General features: G+C 42.5%; 16 protein-coding genes. 2 read left to right on the top strand and 14 right to left on the bottom strand.

What is annotated here, in order from left to right:
• From EAG18_RS13415 to nhaR, 10 genes are all read right to left on the bottom strand, one after another.
• On the bottom strand, positions 1-2,634 hold a 2,634-nt coding region (locus EAG18_RS13415), incomplete at its 3' end, for a proton-conducting transporter membrane subunit (RefSeq protein WP_125252887.1).
• Positions 2,631-4,124, bottom strand: coding sequence for a proton-conducting transporter membrane subunit (locus EAG18_RS13410; RefSeq protein WP_125252886.1), 1,494 nt, complete (start codon positions 4,122-4,124; stop codon positions 2,631-2,633). The genes EAG18_RS13410 and EAG18_RS13415, both read right to left, overlap by 4 nt.
• 2 nt (positions 4,125-4,126) lie before the next feature.
• Positions 4,127-4,414: an NADH-quinone oxidoreductase subunit K gene (locus EAG18_RS13405; RefSeq protein WP_125252885.1), complete on the bottom strand. Its 288-nt coding sequence runs from the start codon at positions 4,412-4,414 to the stop codon at positions 4,127-4,129.
• On the bottom strand, positions 4,411-5,163 hold the full coding sequence (gene mbhE, locus EAG18_RS13400; RefSeq protein ID WP_125252884.1) for a hydrogen gas-evolving membrane-bound hydrogenase subunit E: 753 nt from the start codon (positions 5,161-5,163) through the stop codon (positions 4,411-4,413). Before mbhE ends, EAG18_RS13405 begins: the two co-directional genes overlap by 4 nt.
• 53 nt (positions 5,164-5,216) lie before the next feature.
• A complete protein-coding gene (locus EAG18_RS13395; protein ID WP_275557294.1) occupies positions 5,217-5,447 on the bottom strand; it encodes a hydrogenase subunit MbhD domain-containing protein in 231 nt (76 codons plus the stop codon).
• Between the two features lie 22 nt (positions 5,448-5,469).
• The gene (mnhG, locus tag EAG18_RS13390) at positions 5,470-5,811 is read right to left on the bottom strand and encodes a monovalent cation/H(+) antiporter subunit G (RefSeq protein ID WP_275557293.1); all 342 of its coding nucleotides are present in this window, start codon (positions 5,809-5,811) and stop codon (positions 5,470-5,472) included.
• Positions 5,795-6,061, bottom strand: coding sequence for an MrpF/PhaF family protein (locus tag EAG18_RS13385; RefSeq protein WP_125252882.1), 267 nt, complete (start codon positions 6,059-6,061; stop codon positions 5,795-5,797). The genes mnhG and EAG18_RS13385 overlap by 17 nt, the downstream gene beginning before the upstream one ends.
• 2 nt (positions 6,062-6,063) lie before the next feature.
• On the bottom strand, positions 6,064-6,621 hold the full coding sequence (locus tag EAG18_RS13380; RefSeq protein WP_125252881.1) for a Na+/H+ antiporter subunit E: 558 nt from the start codon (positions 6,619-6,621) through the stop codon (positions 6,064-6,066).
• A 10-nt stretch (positions 6,622-6,631) separates the two neighbouring features.
• Entirely contained in the window at positions 6,632-9,385 is a 2,754-nt protein-coding gene (locus EAG18_RS13375) for a cation-transporting P-type ATPase (RefSeq protein WP_125252880.1), read from the bottom strand.
• A gap of 123 nt (positions 9,386-9,508) precedes the next feature.
• Positions 9,509-10,414, bottom strand: a complete 906-nt coding sequence (nhaR, locus tag EAG18_RS13370) for a transcriptional activator NhaR (protein ID WP_125252879.1) — start codon at positions 10,412-10,414, stop codon at positions 9,509-9,511.
• 378 nt (positions 10,415-10,792) lie between these two features.
• On the opposite strand from nhaR, the gene EAG18_RS13365 reads away from it, so the two are divergent.
• Complete coding sequence (locus EAG18_RS13365; RefSeq protein ID WP_125252878.1) at positions 10,793-11,128, top strand: hypothetical protein; 336 nt, start codon at positions 10,793-10,795, stop codon at positions 11,126-11,128.
• A gap of 9 nt (positions 11,129-11,137) precedes the next feature.
• Here the strand turns inward: EAG18_RS13365 and EAG18_RS13360 are convergent, their stop codons facing one another.
• Together EAG18_RS13360 and EAG18_RS13355 are read right to left on the bottom strand one after the other, a co-directional pair.
• Complete coding sequence (locus EAG18_RS13360; RefSeq protein WP_125252877.1) at positions 11,138-11,422, bottom strand: hypothetical protein; 285 nt, start codon at positions 11,420-11,422, stop codon at positions 11,138-11,140.
• A gap of 378 nt (positions 11,423-11,800) precedes the next feature.
• On the bottom strand, positions 11,801-13,321 hold the full coding sequence (locus EAG18_RS13355; protein ID WP_125252876.1) for an aldehyde dehydrogenase family protein: 1,521 nt from the start codon (positions 13,319-13,321) through the stop codon (positions 11,801-11,803).
• 155 nt (positions 13,322-13,476) lie between these two features.
• On the opposite strand from EAG18_RS13355, the gene EAG18_RS13350 reads away from it, so the two are divergent.
• Entirely contained in the window at positions 13,477-14,376 is a 900-nt protein-coding gene (locus EAG18_RS13350) for a helix-turn-helix domain-containing protein (protein ID WP_125252875.1), read from the top strand.
• Between the two features lie 41 nt (positions 14,377-14,417).
• Here EAG18_RS13350 and EAG18_RS13345 read toward each other — a convergent pair whose 3' ends face one another.
• Both EAG18_RS13345 and EAG18_RS13340 read right to left on the bottom strand, forming a co-directional pair.
• The gene (locus EAG18_RS13345) at positions 14,418-15,935 is read right to left on the bottom strand and encodes a trehalase family glycosidase (RefSeq protein ID WP_125252874.1); all 1,518 of its coding nucleotides are present in this window, start codon (positions 15,933-15,935) and stop codon (positions 14,418-14,420) included.
• Between the two features lie 8 nt (positions 15,936-15,943).
• Positions 15,944-17,206 (bottom strand): MFS transporter, encoded by a 1,263-nt coding sequence (locus EAG18_RS13340; protein WP_125252873.1) that lies wholly within the window; start codon positions 17,204-17,206, stop codon positions 15,944-15,946.
• Between the last annotated feature and the right edge of the window lie 9 nt (positions 17,207-17,215).

The following is a 17,215-nucleotide window of genomic DNA, read 5'->3' as shown; positions in this document are numbered from 1 at the left end:
TTTTGATACAGCACCACTCGTAAACGGTAGTCCAGCCAAGGCTGCGGCTGGAAGTGAAATGACCAACCAACACAACGCCTTGTAGTTCTGCCATGGCATTTTTCCTACGATCCCCACCGATAAAAAAAGCGTAGCTTTTGCGATACCATGATGTAAGCTATATAAAATGATACAAGGTAAAAGAACAACCCAAGACTCAGGATATTTCAACCCAACGCCTATTGCTGCGATTAAAATGCCCATTTGACTGATGGTAGAATAAGCAAGAAGTGTCTTTGCATCTTTTTGCGAAACACCAATAAACACCCCATAGAATGATCCTAGTAAACCAGCCATTATCATCATTGATCCGAGCTCAGGAAAAGGTATTAAGCCTAAAGGAATAAATTTCAGCCATCCCAATAAACCTGCTTTTACCATAATCCCGCTCAGTAGTGCACTAGCAGCTACAGGAGCAACGGGGTGAGCCATCGGTAACCACACATGACACGAAAATAGTCCAGCTTTGATACCAAAACCAATTAGTAATAGTGTGATAGCCCACTTGGGGTAGCTAATAATCAGCTCATTTTCTTGTGCACTCAATGAACCATAAGCCAATCCAGCAAAAGCAGTAAATAGTAATAACTCTCCTAGAATAGCCCACTGCATGTAAGACTTTCCTGCTTTGATCGCTTTTGGCGTCCCGCTATGAACAACTAAACCATACGCTGATAAGCTCATCAAAGTAAAAAAGCTAATAAAGCCAGAAATATCTTGAGACAATATCAAACCGAAATTACCGCTCATTGCGAGGAGAAAAAAGAAACAAAAGCGTCCTTTATTTTTTTCATTTTTGATAGTATCAACAGCATATATAGATGCAGCAAGCCAAAGCACTGAAGCAAGCAAAAAGAAAGGTGAGGTAACATCATTTAACTCTAAGACGCTTCCGAAAAATAGCCACGGGGTAATATTTAAGCCTTGAGGAGAGACAAAGTAAGCCACAAAAGCGAATAGCGAAACTAAAACTGGTAACCAGTGGCTTTCTCGTTGTACTTTTTTATTAGCAATAAAACAACTTGCAATCAAAGGTAAAACTACCGCAATCCACATTAGGGGGACCTGTGTCACACCAACCTGAATGACAGAAATAAATTCCTCACCATATTCCCTCGCAGCAATCAGCTTGACCCAATTAATAGGACTAAATTGAGCATCTGCAAACAAACCTGCAGCAAGTGCTAGGCTAGCCGTGACAACTGGGGGGAATAACAACATCCAGTGGGTTTCAAATCGTCTACGAGGTTTCTCTGAGGGCCACTTYTCTTTTCGGTTTGTAAACCAAGCTGAGTATAATATTGGTAAGAAGTACATCGCATTTAGCAAGCTACTAACAACCAAAACCCCTAACACCCAATAAAAGCCCGATTCTAAAGCGCCTGTCCCCAAATACCATTTAGATACAAACCCAGCAGCAGGCGGTATGCCTATCATACCTAATACAGCCAAGCTAAAAGCAGCCATGGTTAGAGGCATTCGTTTTCCAATACCATCCATTTGTTTAACTTGAGTAACCCCAAGAGTTTCAGCAAAACTACCAGCGCAAAAGAACATCGTAATTTTCATTAGCCCTTGATGTACTAAATGTGCAATACCACCAATAGTGGCAATAGGTCCTGCAATTGCGGTACCCAACGCTATGTAAGATACTTGGCTAACGGTCGAATAAGCCAAACGTTTTTTTAAATCATTTTGAAATAGCGCCCGTATCGAGCCATAAACAATCGTTATTGAGGCCATGCCAGCAAGTAGCATAGTGAGCCCTAAGTCTCTAGCGAACTCGATTCCATATACATCATAAACAACTCTAACAATTCCAAATGCACCTGCTTTTACCACAGCAACAGCGTGTAAGAGTGCGCTAACAGGTGCAGGCGCCGCCATCGCGGATGGTAACCATCCATGAAGAGGAACAAGTGCAGCTTTGACCCCCAACCCCATAATAATGAGCACGAAAATAATTTTTAAAATATCAGGATCTAAGTCAGGCATGACAGCTAAAATGCCTGTTGCCGTAAAGTCAAGAGAGCCAGCAAGAGATTTAAGCCATACTACGCCCGCCAATAAACTAGCCCCACCCAGCATTGTATAGATGAGATACTTTCTTCCTGCAGCCATAGAAGCTTGGTTACCCTTGTGCACAACCAAAGGGTATGTGGTAAGCGTAAGTAGCTCGTAAAAGATAAGAAATGTGATTAAGTTACCAGCTAAAGCGACACCAATCGTTGCAAAAACACACAAACTAAAAAAGCCAAAAAATCGGTTTCTGTTTGGTGAGTTTTCAAGATAGCCAATTGCATAAATAGTAGTTAACAGCCATAACGCCACTGATAGCGCAACAAATAACAAAGAGAGCGCATCAGCATGTAAAACCAAATCAATATCGGGCAACAAAGGTAAACGTGATTCAAATACCTGCCCTTGATATACCCCAGTAATCAACAAGATGATCAGAATGATACAGATACCTGAGCCACCAAAATTCAGGATTTTTCTTAAGTTTGGCTTACTCTCATCGACAAAGAATATCGCTATTCCCGGGATCAATGCGCTCAAGAGAATCATGATGGGTAAAGTTGATTGCCAAATCATTCTCCACCTCCAGATAGTACTAGGTCAATTATCAGTTCAGCGTTAAAACCCAGCGCTATGGTGCAAAGCGCTAAAAATAACCCTGAATACAGCATATATGGCGATATTTTATGACTGTTTATCACGCTCGCGGGTTCTACCTTGCTTTCTTTTTTGATAAATGCCAAATCCAACACTCTGAATAAGGCTAGTGCAGCTAGCAAACCGCCCACAACCACGATAACGATCCACCACCACTGCCCCGTGTCAATTGCTGAGTTAAGCAAGAGCCATTTAGCAATAAAACCAGCACTTGGAGGCAATCCAATTAAGCTGCACCCAGCAATTGCAAAGGTAAACAAGCTGATGGGTATATATTTAGCCATTCCTTGAAGCTGTGAGATATTGTCATGTCCTAATACGGTAATAATATTGCCAGCTGCGATAAACATCGCTGATTTAGCGCACGCATGAGCGACAATAAAATAGGCTATCGCAGCTAGAACTTCTTGATGAATCTCTTTCGTGTCTGTCGCCAAAGTAGAAGTCGCAAGCATCGGAAACAATAAGAATAAATACCCAATTTGAGCAACAGTGGAGTACGCAATCATAATTTTCAGCCGCTTTGCTTTCAAAGCTTTGAAGCAACCCCAAAAAATTGCACCTGCACCAAGAAGTCCCATCAAATATAATGCCGAATTTGATGCTATGGGAGACAAAATTTCCATCCAAAACCGTATCAATAAATAGAAGGATGCCTTAACAACAAGACCTGAGAGGATTGCACTAACTGGAGCGGGAGCATTACTATGGGCATATGGGAGCCAAAAATGTAAAGGCACGATCGCAGTTTTTAAAGCAAGCCCCAATGACACCAGTACTAAAGAAATTTGATTTAGTGAGCTTTTTTCAACCTGCTCTGATAGTGCTGAAAACTCAAGTGTACCGTAGCTGTAGTAAATCAAAGCGACCCCTGCCAAGTAGAGCAGCGAACCAAGTAACCCAACAAAAAGATAACGCAATGCGGCAATTAACCCTTCTTTGCTCTCGCTCAATGCAACCAAAGCGACAGAAGCCAACCCAATGATTTCCAAAGTCACATATATATTAAAAAGATCTGACGATATAAATAACGCATTAATCCCTGATACTAATAACCACCATAGCGGCCAAAACTTACGTTCAGTGGGTTTATTTTTAAAATAAAAAGTACCGTAAAATGACAGGATGGCAATTAAAAAAGCACATAATGTAACCATTAAGATTGATAAACCATCCAATGAAAATTCAATCCCTAAAGGGGCTGCCCAGCCACCAACAACATATTTAAGCGCCTCAATGTTTTCAACTGTATCAATATGAAGTTGCGCTACCGTTAGGCACAAACCGAAAACAGTCAAAAAACAAATGACGGTTTGTATCAAATGCGTACGACACAAAAAAGAACACAATGAAGCTATCAAGGGTAAAAGAATAAGAATTGGGATAATTGACTCTGCTGAGCTGTTCATATTTATCCCTTTTTCTGTTGCGAAGCGTAGTCATTGATTCGACATATTAAAAATAACGCCAGCGCCGTGCCCGCGACAGCAACGACAATTCCTGTTAGGACAATCGCATGTGGCACATAGTCAACAGCCCCGGTGTCAGCTGTAGAGTTAGCTATGAAAATCATAAATATACCTACGCCACAAATGTTGAGTGACAAGATCTTTTTTAAAGCATGTGGAATTGCTAAGACACCAAATAACCCAATACCAAACATTGCCACACCAATTGCACTATAAAGTAAAGCACTCATTTTATGTGCTCCTTACTATCACTTACTGTACTAGCTTGATATCCAGTTAAACTGTGATAAAGCGACGTGAGAATAGTCGCGATAGATAACGTTGCAGCTGCTTCAATTATGAAGATCAATACACCTGCATAGTCGGTTGGGTAATCAAGAAAAACGCCCGTGTGAAACGTAACTCCAACCCCCACGACTACAAACACAACGACGCCAAAAATCATAAACAACTTTGCTAGGGTACAATTGAAGTTTAAGTGATAGCTACCCGTTAATATTAGTAAAATACCAGCTCCTGATAACAGCGCGCCAGCCTGAAAAGCACCACCAGGCAAGCTGGATCCGGTCCAAAGTAAGTATCCAGATGTCACAACGATACTTGGTAATAGCCATCTTAAAAATGCCTCTAGGACTTCATTTCTATTTGGATTTTTTACCTGTTTTACAAAGCGGTGATCAACCATGCTATTCATATTAGGCATCACAGCAAGTGCGACAATTAATAAAACAGCAATTTCTAACAAGGTATCTAAACTTCTGAAGTTCAACAAGACACTCGTGACTGGATTACTGACGCCACTACTTGCTAAATTTTGCGCAATCAACTCTGCTACAAGGGTATTGGAAGGCTGGGTTTGGCTAAGAGCGAAAAAGAGTAACAGGCAAAACCCACCAACAACTGCACCAATAAAGAACTGAGTCCCTATAGTAGTTTTTTGCGATCTTTTGTCCTCTTGTAAAACTATCATGTCAAACATAACGATACTCCGCGTCCATAACTAGCCAGATGTGAATAAGCGAATAGCTCCTGTTATCGCTCAGTATGGTTTTTTTGTTCAAGTCGGCGCCGAGCAGCAAGCAACAATGCTCCTGTCAATCCTGCACCAATTGCCGCTTCGGCAATAGCAACATCCCACGCTCCAAGTCGCGCCCATATTAATGTGACGATTAGACCCATACTCATAAATATTAATATCGACTGAAACAAATTTTTAAAAGACRAACACAAAGCGGCTGTGGCAACCGCCCCCAGGCCAAGCATACAGTCAATTATAATTTCATATTCAATCATCTGAATTACTCATAAAATTAGAATTCTCTACTTTTTTAGGGGCAGATTGATTGTGAACGTCGTCAGAAGAGCTCGCAAGGAGATAACAAGATATAGCGCCAGAGAGCATAACCGCCAACCAGATCACTATGAGTTGAATCGCGTCCACTACATCAGAAACCAGTGGAACTATACCTATAACAATGAATCCAAGCCCTAAGTTATCAGCCTTGGTAAGTGCATGGAGCCGACTTAACACATCAGGAAAGCGCCATAACCCAACAGTCCCAGCAAGAAAAAAGAACGAGCCTAATACAATCATTAACACGCTAAACCACTCAATGATGTTCATCATTATACCCCCCAAGCCTTACCAAGATTACGGTGGTGGTTGGTGCCAGTAGAGCCAGCACCAACGCCACGTTATATAAAGCACTTTGCTCTAAATAAACGGCAAGTAGCACCATTACTGCCACCCCCAACGTGCCAAATAATTGCAACGATGAAATTAAGTCTAGCCGTGTGGAGCTAAAACAAAGTCTTAGTAGCCCAATAAGCAATGCTAAAATTAATATTCCGATAGAAACACTCAGATACGTGGTCATATTTATTCCTCCAATGTTCCTCGATGAAGCTCAAAACCAAAAAGAAAGGCTATTTTCTCTTCACATCTTTGAATATCACGAATGTTAGCAGCGTTGACTTCTAGCATGTGTACCGCTAACTCATCACCTTCGATACAAGCACTCAGCGTTCCGGGCAGCAGACTGATTAAATGCATAAACCATAACCTCACTTTCCCTCTCGGTATACGTACTGAGTAATACACTATTCCTGAAGTCGTTACAGCTTTACGACGAAAAGCCAAGCAAGATGTTTGAACTCCTCCCTTGAATGAATTCATAAGGAAGTAAGGTAAGAGGCACAACAACCGAATAAAACTAAAACTGGTAATGCTCTCGGTGCTTTCCTTCTGAGCAGCGCTGTCCTTTTGCGGAATAAACAAACGCAGATTTAGCCATACGGCTATAGGTACTATTATGGCACCAAAAGCCCAGGCACTGAGCTCTCCTTTTGTCAACATTGACCAAAGGAGAGAGAAGAACACTAACTTCGCAACTACAGAGGTATAGCTTTGAAAATATCGTCGTTTACTGCGCATCATAGTTCCTTCATTAAATAGCTTGGGTGTCGCTCTTTACTTTTAGGCTGCTCTCATTCGAGGCTCGGTTCCGGTAGTGTTTTTCAATTCCCACAATAAGTGATATGAGCCAACCACAAAGAAAAACTCTCACCCACGATTCAAGCCCTATAGCTTCACTTTGGAACCACACATTCATTGATGGCGAGTAGGTGAATAATAGCTGTAGTGACATCATCATTATCAAACCAACCCAAATCCATGTATTCGAAAATAGCCCTATCGAAAAGACTGAGCGATGTAATGAGCGACAATTAAAGAGATAAAATGCTTCACCGACAACGAACATAGCAACGGCAACAGTTCTTGCCTGAGCATCAGTCGCTCCCAAGTGCAGCTCTAGTTCGTAAAGTCCAAAAGCCGTTATACAAAGTAAGGAAGACACTAATACAATCCGCCAAGCTAAAACTTTATCAATGATGGGCGCTGCGGGATCATAGGGGGGCCGCTCCATAATGCCTCGTTCTTTGGGCTCGAAAGCTAGCATTAACCCTAACAAGATAGCGGTGGTCATATTGACCCAGAGTATATGAACCGGAAGTAAGGGTAATGAAACTCCCAATAAAACCGCTAACAAAATAACTAAACCCTCTCCACCATTGGTAGGAAGTGTCCAAACGATAAACTTCTTAAGGTTATCAAAAACCCCTCGCCCTTCTTCAACAGCCGCTCTAACAGTGGCGAAATTATCATCGGTTAACATCATATCAGCGGCATCACGAGCAACTTCAGTTCCATTTAATGCCATTGCAACACCAATGTCGGCTCTCCTCAAAGCAGGAGCATCATTCACGCCATCTCCAGTCATGGCTACAACTTGTCCCTGTGATTGGAGCGACTTGACAAGTTGCAATTTGTTTTCTGGGGTTACCCGAGCGAAAACATCATACTCGTCAGAAATGCGTGAAAAATCACTTTGCGGTATTTTCGACAATTCATAGCCAGTAATGGTTTTTCCATTGCCATCTTCTTGCTCTAAAATACCAAGTTGCTTTGCAATACTGGTTGCAGTAAGGGCGTGATCTCCTGTGATCATTTTTACACGGATCCCTGCTTTGTGACATGCAGCAACAGCATCTATCGCTTCTGGACGAGGTGGGTCTATCATTGCTTGCAAACCCAAAAACTCCAGCCCTTCAGCAACATCACTATGTTCCAGCCCTCTTTTCTCTGAAGATACACTTTTACAAGCAAAAGCAAGTACTCTTAGCCCTTGACTCGCAAGCTGCTCAGCTTGTAGCTTAATTTCATCAATAGCTATGGCAACTGACTCACCATGGCTATCGAGCATCTTAGAACATTTAGGCAAAATGCTTTCTATTGAGCCTTTGATGTGGATGAAACACTCGCAGCCTACCAAGTCTAAAGTCGCCATGTATTGATATTCGGATTGGAATGGAATGCTGTCGACCCTTGAAGACTCAAGTGCATCAACATCCATACCTGCCTTAACTCCTGAGACAAGTAGTGCCGCTTCGGTAGGATCGCCATTAATCTTCCATTGATCACCAGCGGCAGATGGAGGGAGCAACTGAGCATCGTTACATAACACACCTGCTCGAATCATTTTGTAAAGCGCAGGATGTGATTTTTCCAGCGTTGCGGTTGAGGCAATTGAAGAGCTACTATCTCTAAAAATATCCCCGTCTGGGTTATAGCCGTTGCCGCTTAGGGTGAATAATTCGGCTCCCGTATATATCCGCTCTACTGTCATCTCATTTTTGGTAAGAGTACCTGTTTTGTCTGAGCAGATGATGGTCGTACTGCCTAACGTTTCCACGGCTGGTAAGTTGCGGATCACCGCTTTGCGTTTTGCCATCCTTGACACCCCTATCGCCAGCATAATTGTTACAGCGGCTGGAAGTCCCTCGGGGATTGCACCTACCGCTAAAGCAACCGCAGCCATAAATGAGCTCAGCAGTGGCTGACCATGGAGATACCCAATAGCTAAGGTAAGTGCTGCCAACCCAACAATCGCATAAAGTAATACATGGCTAAACTGCTTTATGCGTTTTGTAAGTGGGGTGTCTAAGGTTGGCGTTGTTGCAATTAACTTGGATATTTTACCAATTTCAGTGTTATCTCCAGTGCTCGTAACTACTCCTGTACCACTTCCATAGACCACTAAAGTCGATGAGAAAGCCATATYCTGACGGTCGCCAAGTAACACTTCTTTTTCTAGCTGCTGAGTATTCTTTTGCACAGGGACAGACTCACCAGTGAGCGCGGACTCATCGACTTGCAAATCTTTTACTCTAATTAACCGTATATCAGCACTGACTTTATCCCCTGCTTGTAACAGTACAATATCGCCAGGAACCAAATCTTCGGCTGGAATGGTCATCTTTTTACCATCGCGCAAAACTGTAGCTGACGACTTGATACTGCCAGATAGCGCATTGATGGCATTAATCGCCTTTGACTCTTGAACAAACCCAATAATGGCATTAAGAAGCACAACGGCGAAAATCACAGCTGAGTCTACCCACTCTTGCAAAGCCAAAGTCACTGCAACAGCGGCCAATAAAATATATACAAGAGGTTGATGAAATTGCAGTGCAAATCTCTTTAGTGCTCCGTCTCCTGTATGCTTAGTTAAGGAATTAGTGCCGTATTTTTGTGTACGCTCACTGATTTCTGCAACCTCTAGACCGGTATTCTGATCTACTTCAAGTTGTCGCAAGACTTCTTCAGTGTGATGACTGTGCCATTCTATCGGGTTTTTCATAAAACACCTCAGGAGCTAGTTGTATTAAAAATAGACTACACTGCTCAAAAGTAGTATAAAACTCGAATTATTAATGCCCAAAGCTCGAAAAAAACGATCCTTAGCCAATATCACCTAAAGCTTTCAATTAGCGAATAAAGACGCCCTAGCAGAATTAAAGATAGCTGCGATAGCTGGATGCCGGATTTTTCTTTCCGCGGAAATAGCGTAAAACTTTTGTTTTACATCCGGGAGGTCACCAAATGCTTCTACCCCAAATGTATCTTCGATGTTTTTCGTAATTGCTGTTGGCATAAAAAACGCTCCCAGACCCGACTGGCCAAATGACTTTAGCAAAGCGCTATCATCAAACTGTGCAACAATATTAGGTCGAATATTTCTATCGCTGAGCCAAAAATCAAATTCTTTTCTAATTTCATGTTGACTAGTGGGTAGTAGTAATGGTGCGTTATGTAAGGACGCAGGGAATGTTTTTCTATATTTCTGTGCAAGCTCAGGTAGGGCAAAAAATGTAATACCACTCTCTCCTAAAAAGTGATTATATGCCTTCACACTTAATGCGCCTGTCACGGGGATATCACTTAAAACTAAATCAACCTTGTGTACTGCCAAATCTGCCAATAGACTCTCTACACTACCCTCTAAGCTACTTAGTCTAATTTCATGATCTATTTTGAGCGCTGGCGCAATGATTTTATGAACAATGGTTTTTGGAAGGCCACTGGATGCAGCAACAATAAAATCAGCAGGACCGACTCCCCGACTCCCTAGGATGACATCAGCCAACTCACTGCCTAATTCAAAGATTTCGTCGGCATAACGCAGTACTAATCTGCCGTCATCGCTCAGCCTTAAACCTCTTCCTTCTTTTTCAAATAGTGCGCAACCAATTCGCTCTTCAAGTAAAGACAATTGACCGCTGATCGTTTGAGGCGTAATGTTTAATCGCGAACTAGCTTGAGCAATACTTCCTTCATGAGCAACAACCCAAAAGTATTTTAAGTGTTTGTAATTGATCATATCTTGCATAAACCCACTCCATGAAAAGCTTCGAATTATTCGAACTATATAGTTATAACAAACGATTTAACTTTAATCTGTATAGATTGTAAGTTAGCAGTGTCGTAGCCATATGGGATAAGAGCAATTTGTCGTTCGAACGTACGTGGGGTTGCAGCCATATTCCGTTTTTGCTAGCTCATGTCATTCCGTAACTACACTGTGAACGTTAACGTTAGTAGCTGGCTGCGAGCAATATATGATATCGATTAGGCTGAATACTCTGTCAATCTGAAAGAGTAAACTTGACGCTAACTGCATTAAAATTTTGCCCAGTTACCGAAAGCTCCAAAATCTGCTTACATTTTTTGAGATTAAAGCCCTAGAGAGGAAGAAAGATAAGCCAAGATGATTATTGATTTTTCTGCTCCAGAATTCACAGCAACTTCAAACCAAGCAGCTCGAAAGGAACATGTAGAAGCCGAGGTGTGGTTGATACTTGGCAGGTATCAATATGATATTAAAAAACTAGTTATAAATGTACATACTGGCGTTTCAGCGGCTCAGCGCTACAAACAGTATGAATGCGCCCTTCAAGCAACACTCTTCTCAGGCCAGACAATAGAAGTACGGGAAACCGCTGCCGAACTAGACTTTGTGCTAAGTATCGCTATGCACAGAATGAAGAGGTATATCAGCCGAACGATTTACCTCATTCAAACATTGAAACAAACTAAAGGCTAGATAGCGCGATTAGACAATAATATTGCCCCATTGAGATACCAAACTCAGCCCTGCAAGTGAAAATGCAACTAAGAAATTAATGACTTCCTTTGAACTGAGAGAATGTGATTCATTGGCAAAATGCTTAGTATGTAAGCGCATTCCCAATGGTTGCAGCTCAGTATCACGCTTTGGCAAAGCAATAAGCCCTGCGAGTAGTAGCACCACACACAGCGTGTAATGGCCTTGCGTGATAAAAAAGAAAGACAGTGAAAATGCGGTGATCGAAAAGATCCAAGAGATAAACTTAAACATAGCAGCTCCGTTTGCTATCAGTGATATTTGCGGTGTAGACCTCGAGCTTCTTAATTAGAACGCTTAAGGTTGTGAAAATTCTAGAGTTATTAGTTTAAAAAAACAAGTATACCAAAGTATTAGCCAATATTTTCGAACAATGTTCATAATACACATGATAGTGCACTTAGAAGCAAGAAAAACAATAACACACTGTTATATAAGGAATAATTTTAAAAAGTTAGCGCTTTAAATTTAGCGAGTATAGGTACTAGATTACTACTTTTTACGTTATTTCTGTTAGGGGTGTGAGAGATTGCCCTATCACTATACCGTTGTATTTAACCCGAGCTAGGCAGAGTAGCGCTTTAAGATTGCGGGAGGTATCTCCCGCTATGGCTAAAAGAAACCCAGTGGACTGGTACTATAGCTCACCAGTAGGTTTTTGGTTTGTTGATAATGATCTAAGGCCTTTTTGTGCGTTTCACGGCCAATACCCGACTTTTTGTAGCCACCAAATGCTGCGTGCGCTGGATACATATGATAGCAATTAGTCCAAACGCGGCCTGCTTCAATTTGACGACCAAAGTGATATGCTCGATTCATATCTCGCGTCCAGACGCCTGCACCCAAACCAAACTCTGAGCTATTCGCTAATTTTAATGCCTCAGCCTCATCTTTAAAGGTACATAAAGAAATGACCGGGCCAAAGATTTCCTCTTGGAATACACGCATCTGGTTGTTGCCTTTTAACAGGGTTGGCTGGATATAAAAACCTTGATGATAACCTTCACCAAGCTTTTCTACTTCGCCGCCTATTAAAACTTCAGCCCCTTCTTTTTTACCTATATCTATATAGCTAAGAATTTTATCAAACTGTGCTTGTGAAGCCTGCGCACCAACCATAGTTTCGGTGTCGAGTGGATTACCGCGCTTGATGGCTTTGGTTCGCTCAATTACTTTTGCGATAAAATCATCATATATGTCTTCTTGTACGAGTAATCGAGAAGGGCATGTACAGACTTCACCTTGGTTGAAATAAGCCAGTACCGCCCCTTCAATACACTTACTTAAGTAGTCATCATCCGCTTGCATCACATCACTAAAGTAAATATTAGGAGATTTACCGCCTAACTCGACGGTTGAAGGAATAATATTCTCCGCCGCGCATTTCAAAATATGTGAACCAACGGGAGTTGAGCCTGTAAATGCTATCTTTGCGATACGCTGGCTAGTAGCAAGTGCTTCACCGGCTTCTCGACCAAAGCCGTTAACGATATTAACGACACCATTTGGTAGCAAGTCGGCTATCAGCTCCATTAGTAACAAAATAGAGACCGGCGTTTGCTCTGCTGGCTTGAGCACCACGCAATTGCCTGCTGCAAGCGCCGGAGCAAGTTTCCAAGCAGCCATAAGCAATGGAAAGTTCCAAGGGATGATCTGCCCCACTACACCTAGAGGCTCGTGAAAATGATACGCGACGGTTGACTCATCAATTTCACCTATTGTCCCTTCTTGCGCGCGTATACACCCTGCAAAATATCGGAAATGATCCGCCGCTAAAGGCACATCTGCCGCCAATGTCTCGCGCACAGCCTTTCCGTTATCCCACGTTTCTGCAACAGCTAAATATTCAAGATTTTTTTCAATCCGATCGGCAATTTTAAGTAAAATATTACTGCGTTCAGTGACGGATGTTTTACCCCAGGACGCTTTAGCTGCGTGCGCAGCATCTAGTGCAAGTTCAATATCAGCTGCGCTTGAGCGTGGAACTTTACAAAAAACTTCACCGTTTACTGGGCTTATATTATCAAAGTAATGCCCCTCAACAGGTGGTCTCCACTCGCCACCAATAAAGTTGTTGTATTGTGTTTTAAAGCTGACGACAGCACCCTCAGTATTTGGATTTGCGTATATCATTTTGACCTCTGCAACTTGTGTTATTTATCCTGGATCTTACTGTTCCAGATTTGTTTTTCTGTTTGACATTAGCCAAATTCAGCTTTAAAAACTTAACAAGGCGTCTTGGAATATATACACACAGTCCAAAAAATATCGGATAAGGAGAATATTGCTTGCAGATTGCGAAACGTGTTAGTCACATTGATCGTTTGATCGAGAACAAAGTAAGCTTTGCTGCCAACAATGTTGAGCTAAGTATCTATGACACATATGAAAGTGCCAATAAAGTAAAGCTTACCTCCAGTGAAGTGCTGTTTTGCGCTATGGTAAGTGGAAAAAAAGTGATGCATGTAGACAGTTGTGATTACCATCAACCGTTTTTGCCACATCAAAGCTTTGTGCTGGCACCCGAGCAAACTGTACATATCGACTTTCCAGATGCGAGCTTATCTTCGCCAACGACCTGCTTAGCCATTGAGATCAGCCGAGAGAAAATTAAGGCGGTTAGCGACAGATTATCTCTGAGCCTCTGCGATGAAGTGACTTACCAAACACAGCTAATTCATACCGAGCACAACTGGCAAACCCAACACTGTTTGGCAAAGCTGTTCCACCTGTTTAGCGAAAATGAAAATAATCGAGAATACTTTATCGATTTAGCAATGGATGAACTGATAGCGAGGCTCCTACAACAACAAAGCCGAGATCTTCTGCTCAATGCGGTCAAACACACTCCAGATCACAATGGGCTACACCAAGCAGTGCATTATTTAGAGACGCATTTAGATCAGCCTTTGGATGTAGATAAACTCTGTAAGCTCAGCTGCATGAGTCGCAGTCGATTTTTCAGCCAATTCAAAAAATCATTTGCAACTACGCCACAACAGTGGCTACAAGCAAGGAGGCTTACAGAGGCTAAGGCAAAATTAAAAGCTGGGGCTCAGATCACCGCAGTTAGTTTTACACTCGGCTTCAAGCACCCGAGTCAATTTAGCCGAGCGTTTAAACAAGCCTTTAATGTCACCCCAAAAAACTATCAACTTCAGACGCTCAAAGTCGATAAAAGCGACTGATAACGCCATTAATCTTGTACACAGTCAAACGGACCTTAACATCACGTCAAAGTACTCGCATTTTCAAGTGATAACAGTCGATAAAAGCGACTGGTAACGCCATTTGTCCACCCAAAGCCTTGTTGCACAACATACTCTCCTCCTTCTGCCTGCTTGTCTGGCTCTACCACGTTATACTTTTCCAGCAAACAACCCAGATGTGCAAAGCTTGTTTCAACAGCATAAATCCATGCTTGCATAATTTCGCTTGCAAGTTGGTTTTGACCATATGCTCTTAGCCCCGATACCGCAAACCATTGCAGTGGTGCCCAACCATTTGGACTATCCCATTGTTGTGAGGTAGGGGTTAGCGTACTGACGAGCCCGCCTGATTTTAAAAAATCGAATCTTAGTTTGTCACCCATTCGCTGTGCTTGTGCTGGTGTAACCTGCTTAGCAAACATGGGGACAACCCCTGCCAGTGAAACAATTTTGGTTGGTTGATAATCATCAAGGTTAACATCATAAAACCAGCCTGTTTCATCACACCAACAGTAGCGCTGGATAAGTGCACTGCGTTTTGACGCCAGCGAATCATAGTGTTCGGCTTGTGTTTCATTATTTAGTTTCTTTAAACATCTTGCGAGCTGCAATTCAAGCAAGACCAGCAGTGCATTTAAATCTACGGGGATAATTTGGGTTGTGCGGATACTTGCCAAGTCATCGGGGTTTGCAAGCCAACGGCTACTAAAATCCCATCCCGACTCGCATGCAGCCCGAATATGTTGATAAAGCACGCTTGGGTCTACTGTTCTACTAGCCAATTCAACATCTTCTACATACGACTCCGGACGTGGTGCTGCCAGCGGATCCCAATAACGATTCAATGTACCGCCACATGGCATTGTGACGACACGCAGCCGCGCATTACCCTCAGTGCTGCCAACATCACCACCGGTTTGCCAAAAGTTATATTCCTTTATTAACCCTTCGGTAACTCGCTTGAGCCACTGCATATCGTCAGACTTTTGTCGCCACAGCAAATCCACCATTAATGCCGTCACAGGTGGTTGTGAGCGGCTTTGATAATAATCTCGATTGCCGTTTGGTACATGCCCGATACGGTCAATCAAACTGATAAAGTTGTCTAACATTCCCTCAACGAGATCGTTTCGATTTGCATCTAATAGTCCAAGTGCAGTGAAATAGCTGTCCCAGTAATAGATCTCAYTGAAACGCCCACCCGGTACCACATAAGGGTAAGGTAACGGTAATAAAGAGCCTGTAGCAACCGTGCTCGGTTTTCTGGATAAACGTGACCAAAGCGCACTGATGTAATGCTGTGCACAAGCAAAGTCAGGCAAGGCCTCTAACTCTTTGCTGGCGACAAAATCAAAGTGCGTATGAACAAAGTTCAGCAGCGCCGCTCCTGTTGGTTTTTGCTTGGCGTACAGCTGCTCAATCTCTGCCAGTGGTATTTTTGCGATGGCGTCAGCAAAGGCTTTACTATCTGTAAACAAACCGGCCTTTTGTACTGCCTTAAAAATTTCTGTGTTGTAAAAATCTGATTGGTACTGCATGTAAAACCTCAGCTCACCTTTTGTTGACTTGGTGTGTGAGCTGGATTTGCTTGGCTAGACTCACTCATCGATTTGAAAAAATATAAACATACCGCAATGACACACATAGGAATAAGCGCGCCATAAAACGCTTGCTGCCCCCCAAAGTGCTGAAATACGAACCCTGTTATCATAGAGCCAGTGCTACCACCAAGGGCTGAAAATACCACGATTAACCCGGTCATAGAGGCATGTTGAGCGGTAGGTAAACTGCTTAGCATTACCGAATTAATCACCGGATATATAGGCGCCATAAAGAGTCCAATCAAAGGCATTAAGAAAGCTACCAGTGGCGCGTCAAATAAAGACGTTATGGCTGCCTTTTCAATATTTTCCGTCATGGGTAGAGTCAACACCACAAGCACAGCCATGGCGATAAGGCAAACATTTAACACCACATACCAGTGTACTTTGGTAAGCACAACTCCAGCACCAAGCCGACCTAGTGCTAAACAGGCTGCAAAAATACTGGTAATTTGCACGCTTATATTAACTGGTAAAGACAAGACTTCATTGTTAAACGTAGGTAGCCAAGTTCCGATACTTTGCTCAATCAATACATATAAAAATGCGGAAATGACAAACACCAGTACCAAAGGTTTTGTGACGAGCTTCAACATTGCCGTAAAAGCCGAAATATTAGATCCCGCCGCTTGTGTCGGCTCTGGTTTTGCAATGGGCGAGATCCATACAATGATTGCAGTAAATGCACTTAATACCGCCAATACAAAATATACATTTAGCCAGCCAAGTGTGTTATCACCGCTATCGATAAAGGCCGCAAAAACCCAGTACCCGCCAAGCACTCCCAGCATAAACACACCTTCAATAAAATTAAGGAGGCTTGAATGCTGATTACTCCCCTCGGTTACTTGCCCAACTAACGCGTAAACGGACACTTTCACTACCGCGAAAGCAGCGCCCACAGAAGCAAAGACCAGTTTTAAAATCCAAAACTCAGCAACCAGTGGTGTAATGCTACAGATCAGCGCCACAACTCCTAGCACAACAGTCAAAGCGATTTTAAATCCAACTCTTGGAATGACGGAGGCAACTAAAAATGACACGATAGCAATGGGAAGATCTTTAAATGCTTCCAATGTCGCAGCTTGTGGTTTTGTAATTCCAAAGGAATGAATTGATTGTAAAATGACTGTTCCAACACTATTGAGCAAAATAGCGAACAGAAAGTAACTAACAGCCATCGCAAGTATTATACGTGCTCGGTTCATTGTTATTCT

The organism is Pseudoalteromonas sp. J010 (genome assembly GCF_003934235.1).
GTDB classification, from domain to species: Bacteria; Pseudomonadota; Gammaproteobacteria; order Enterobacterales; family Alteromonadaceae; genus Pseudoalteromonas; species Pseudoalteromonas peptidolytica.
This window is presented reverse-complemented; position numbering and strand designations above follow the sequence as displayed.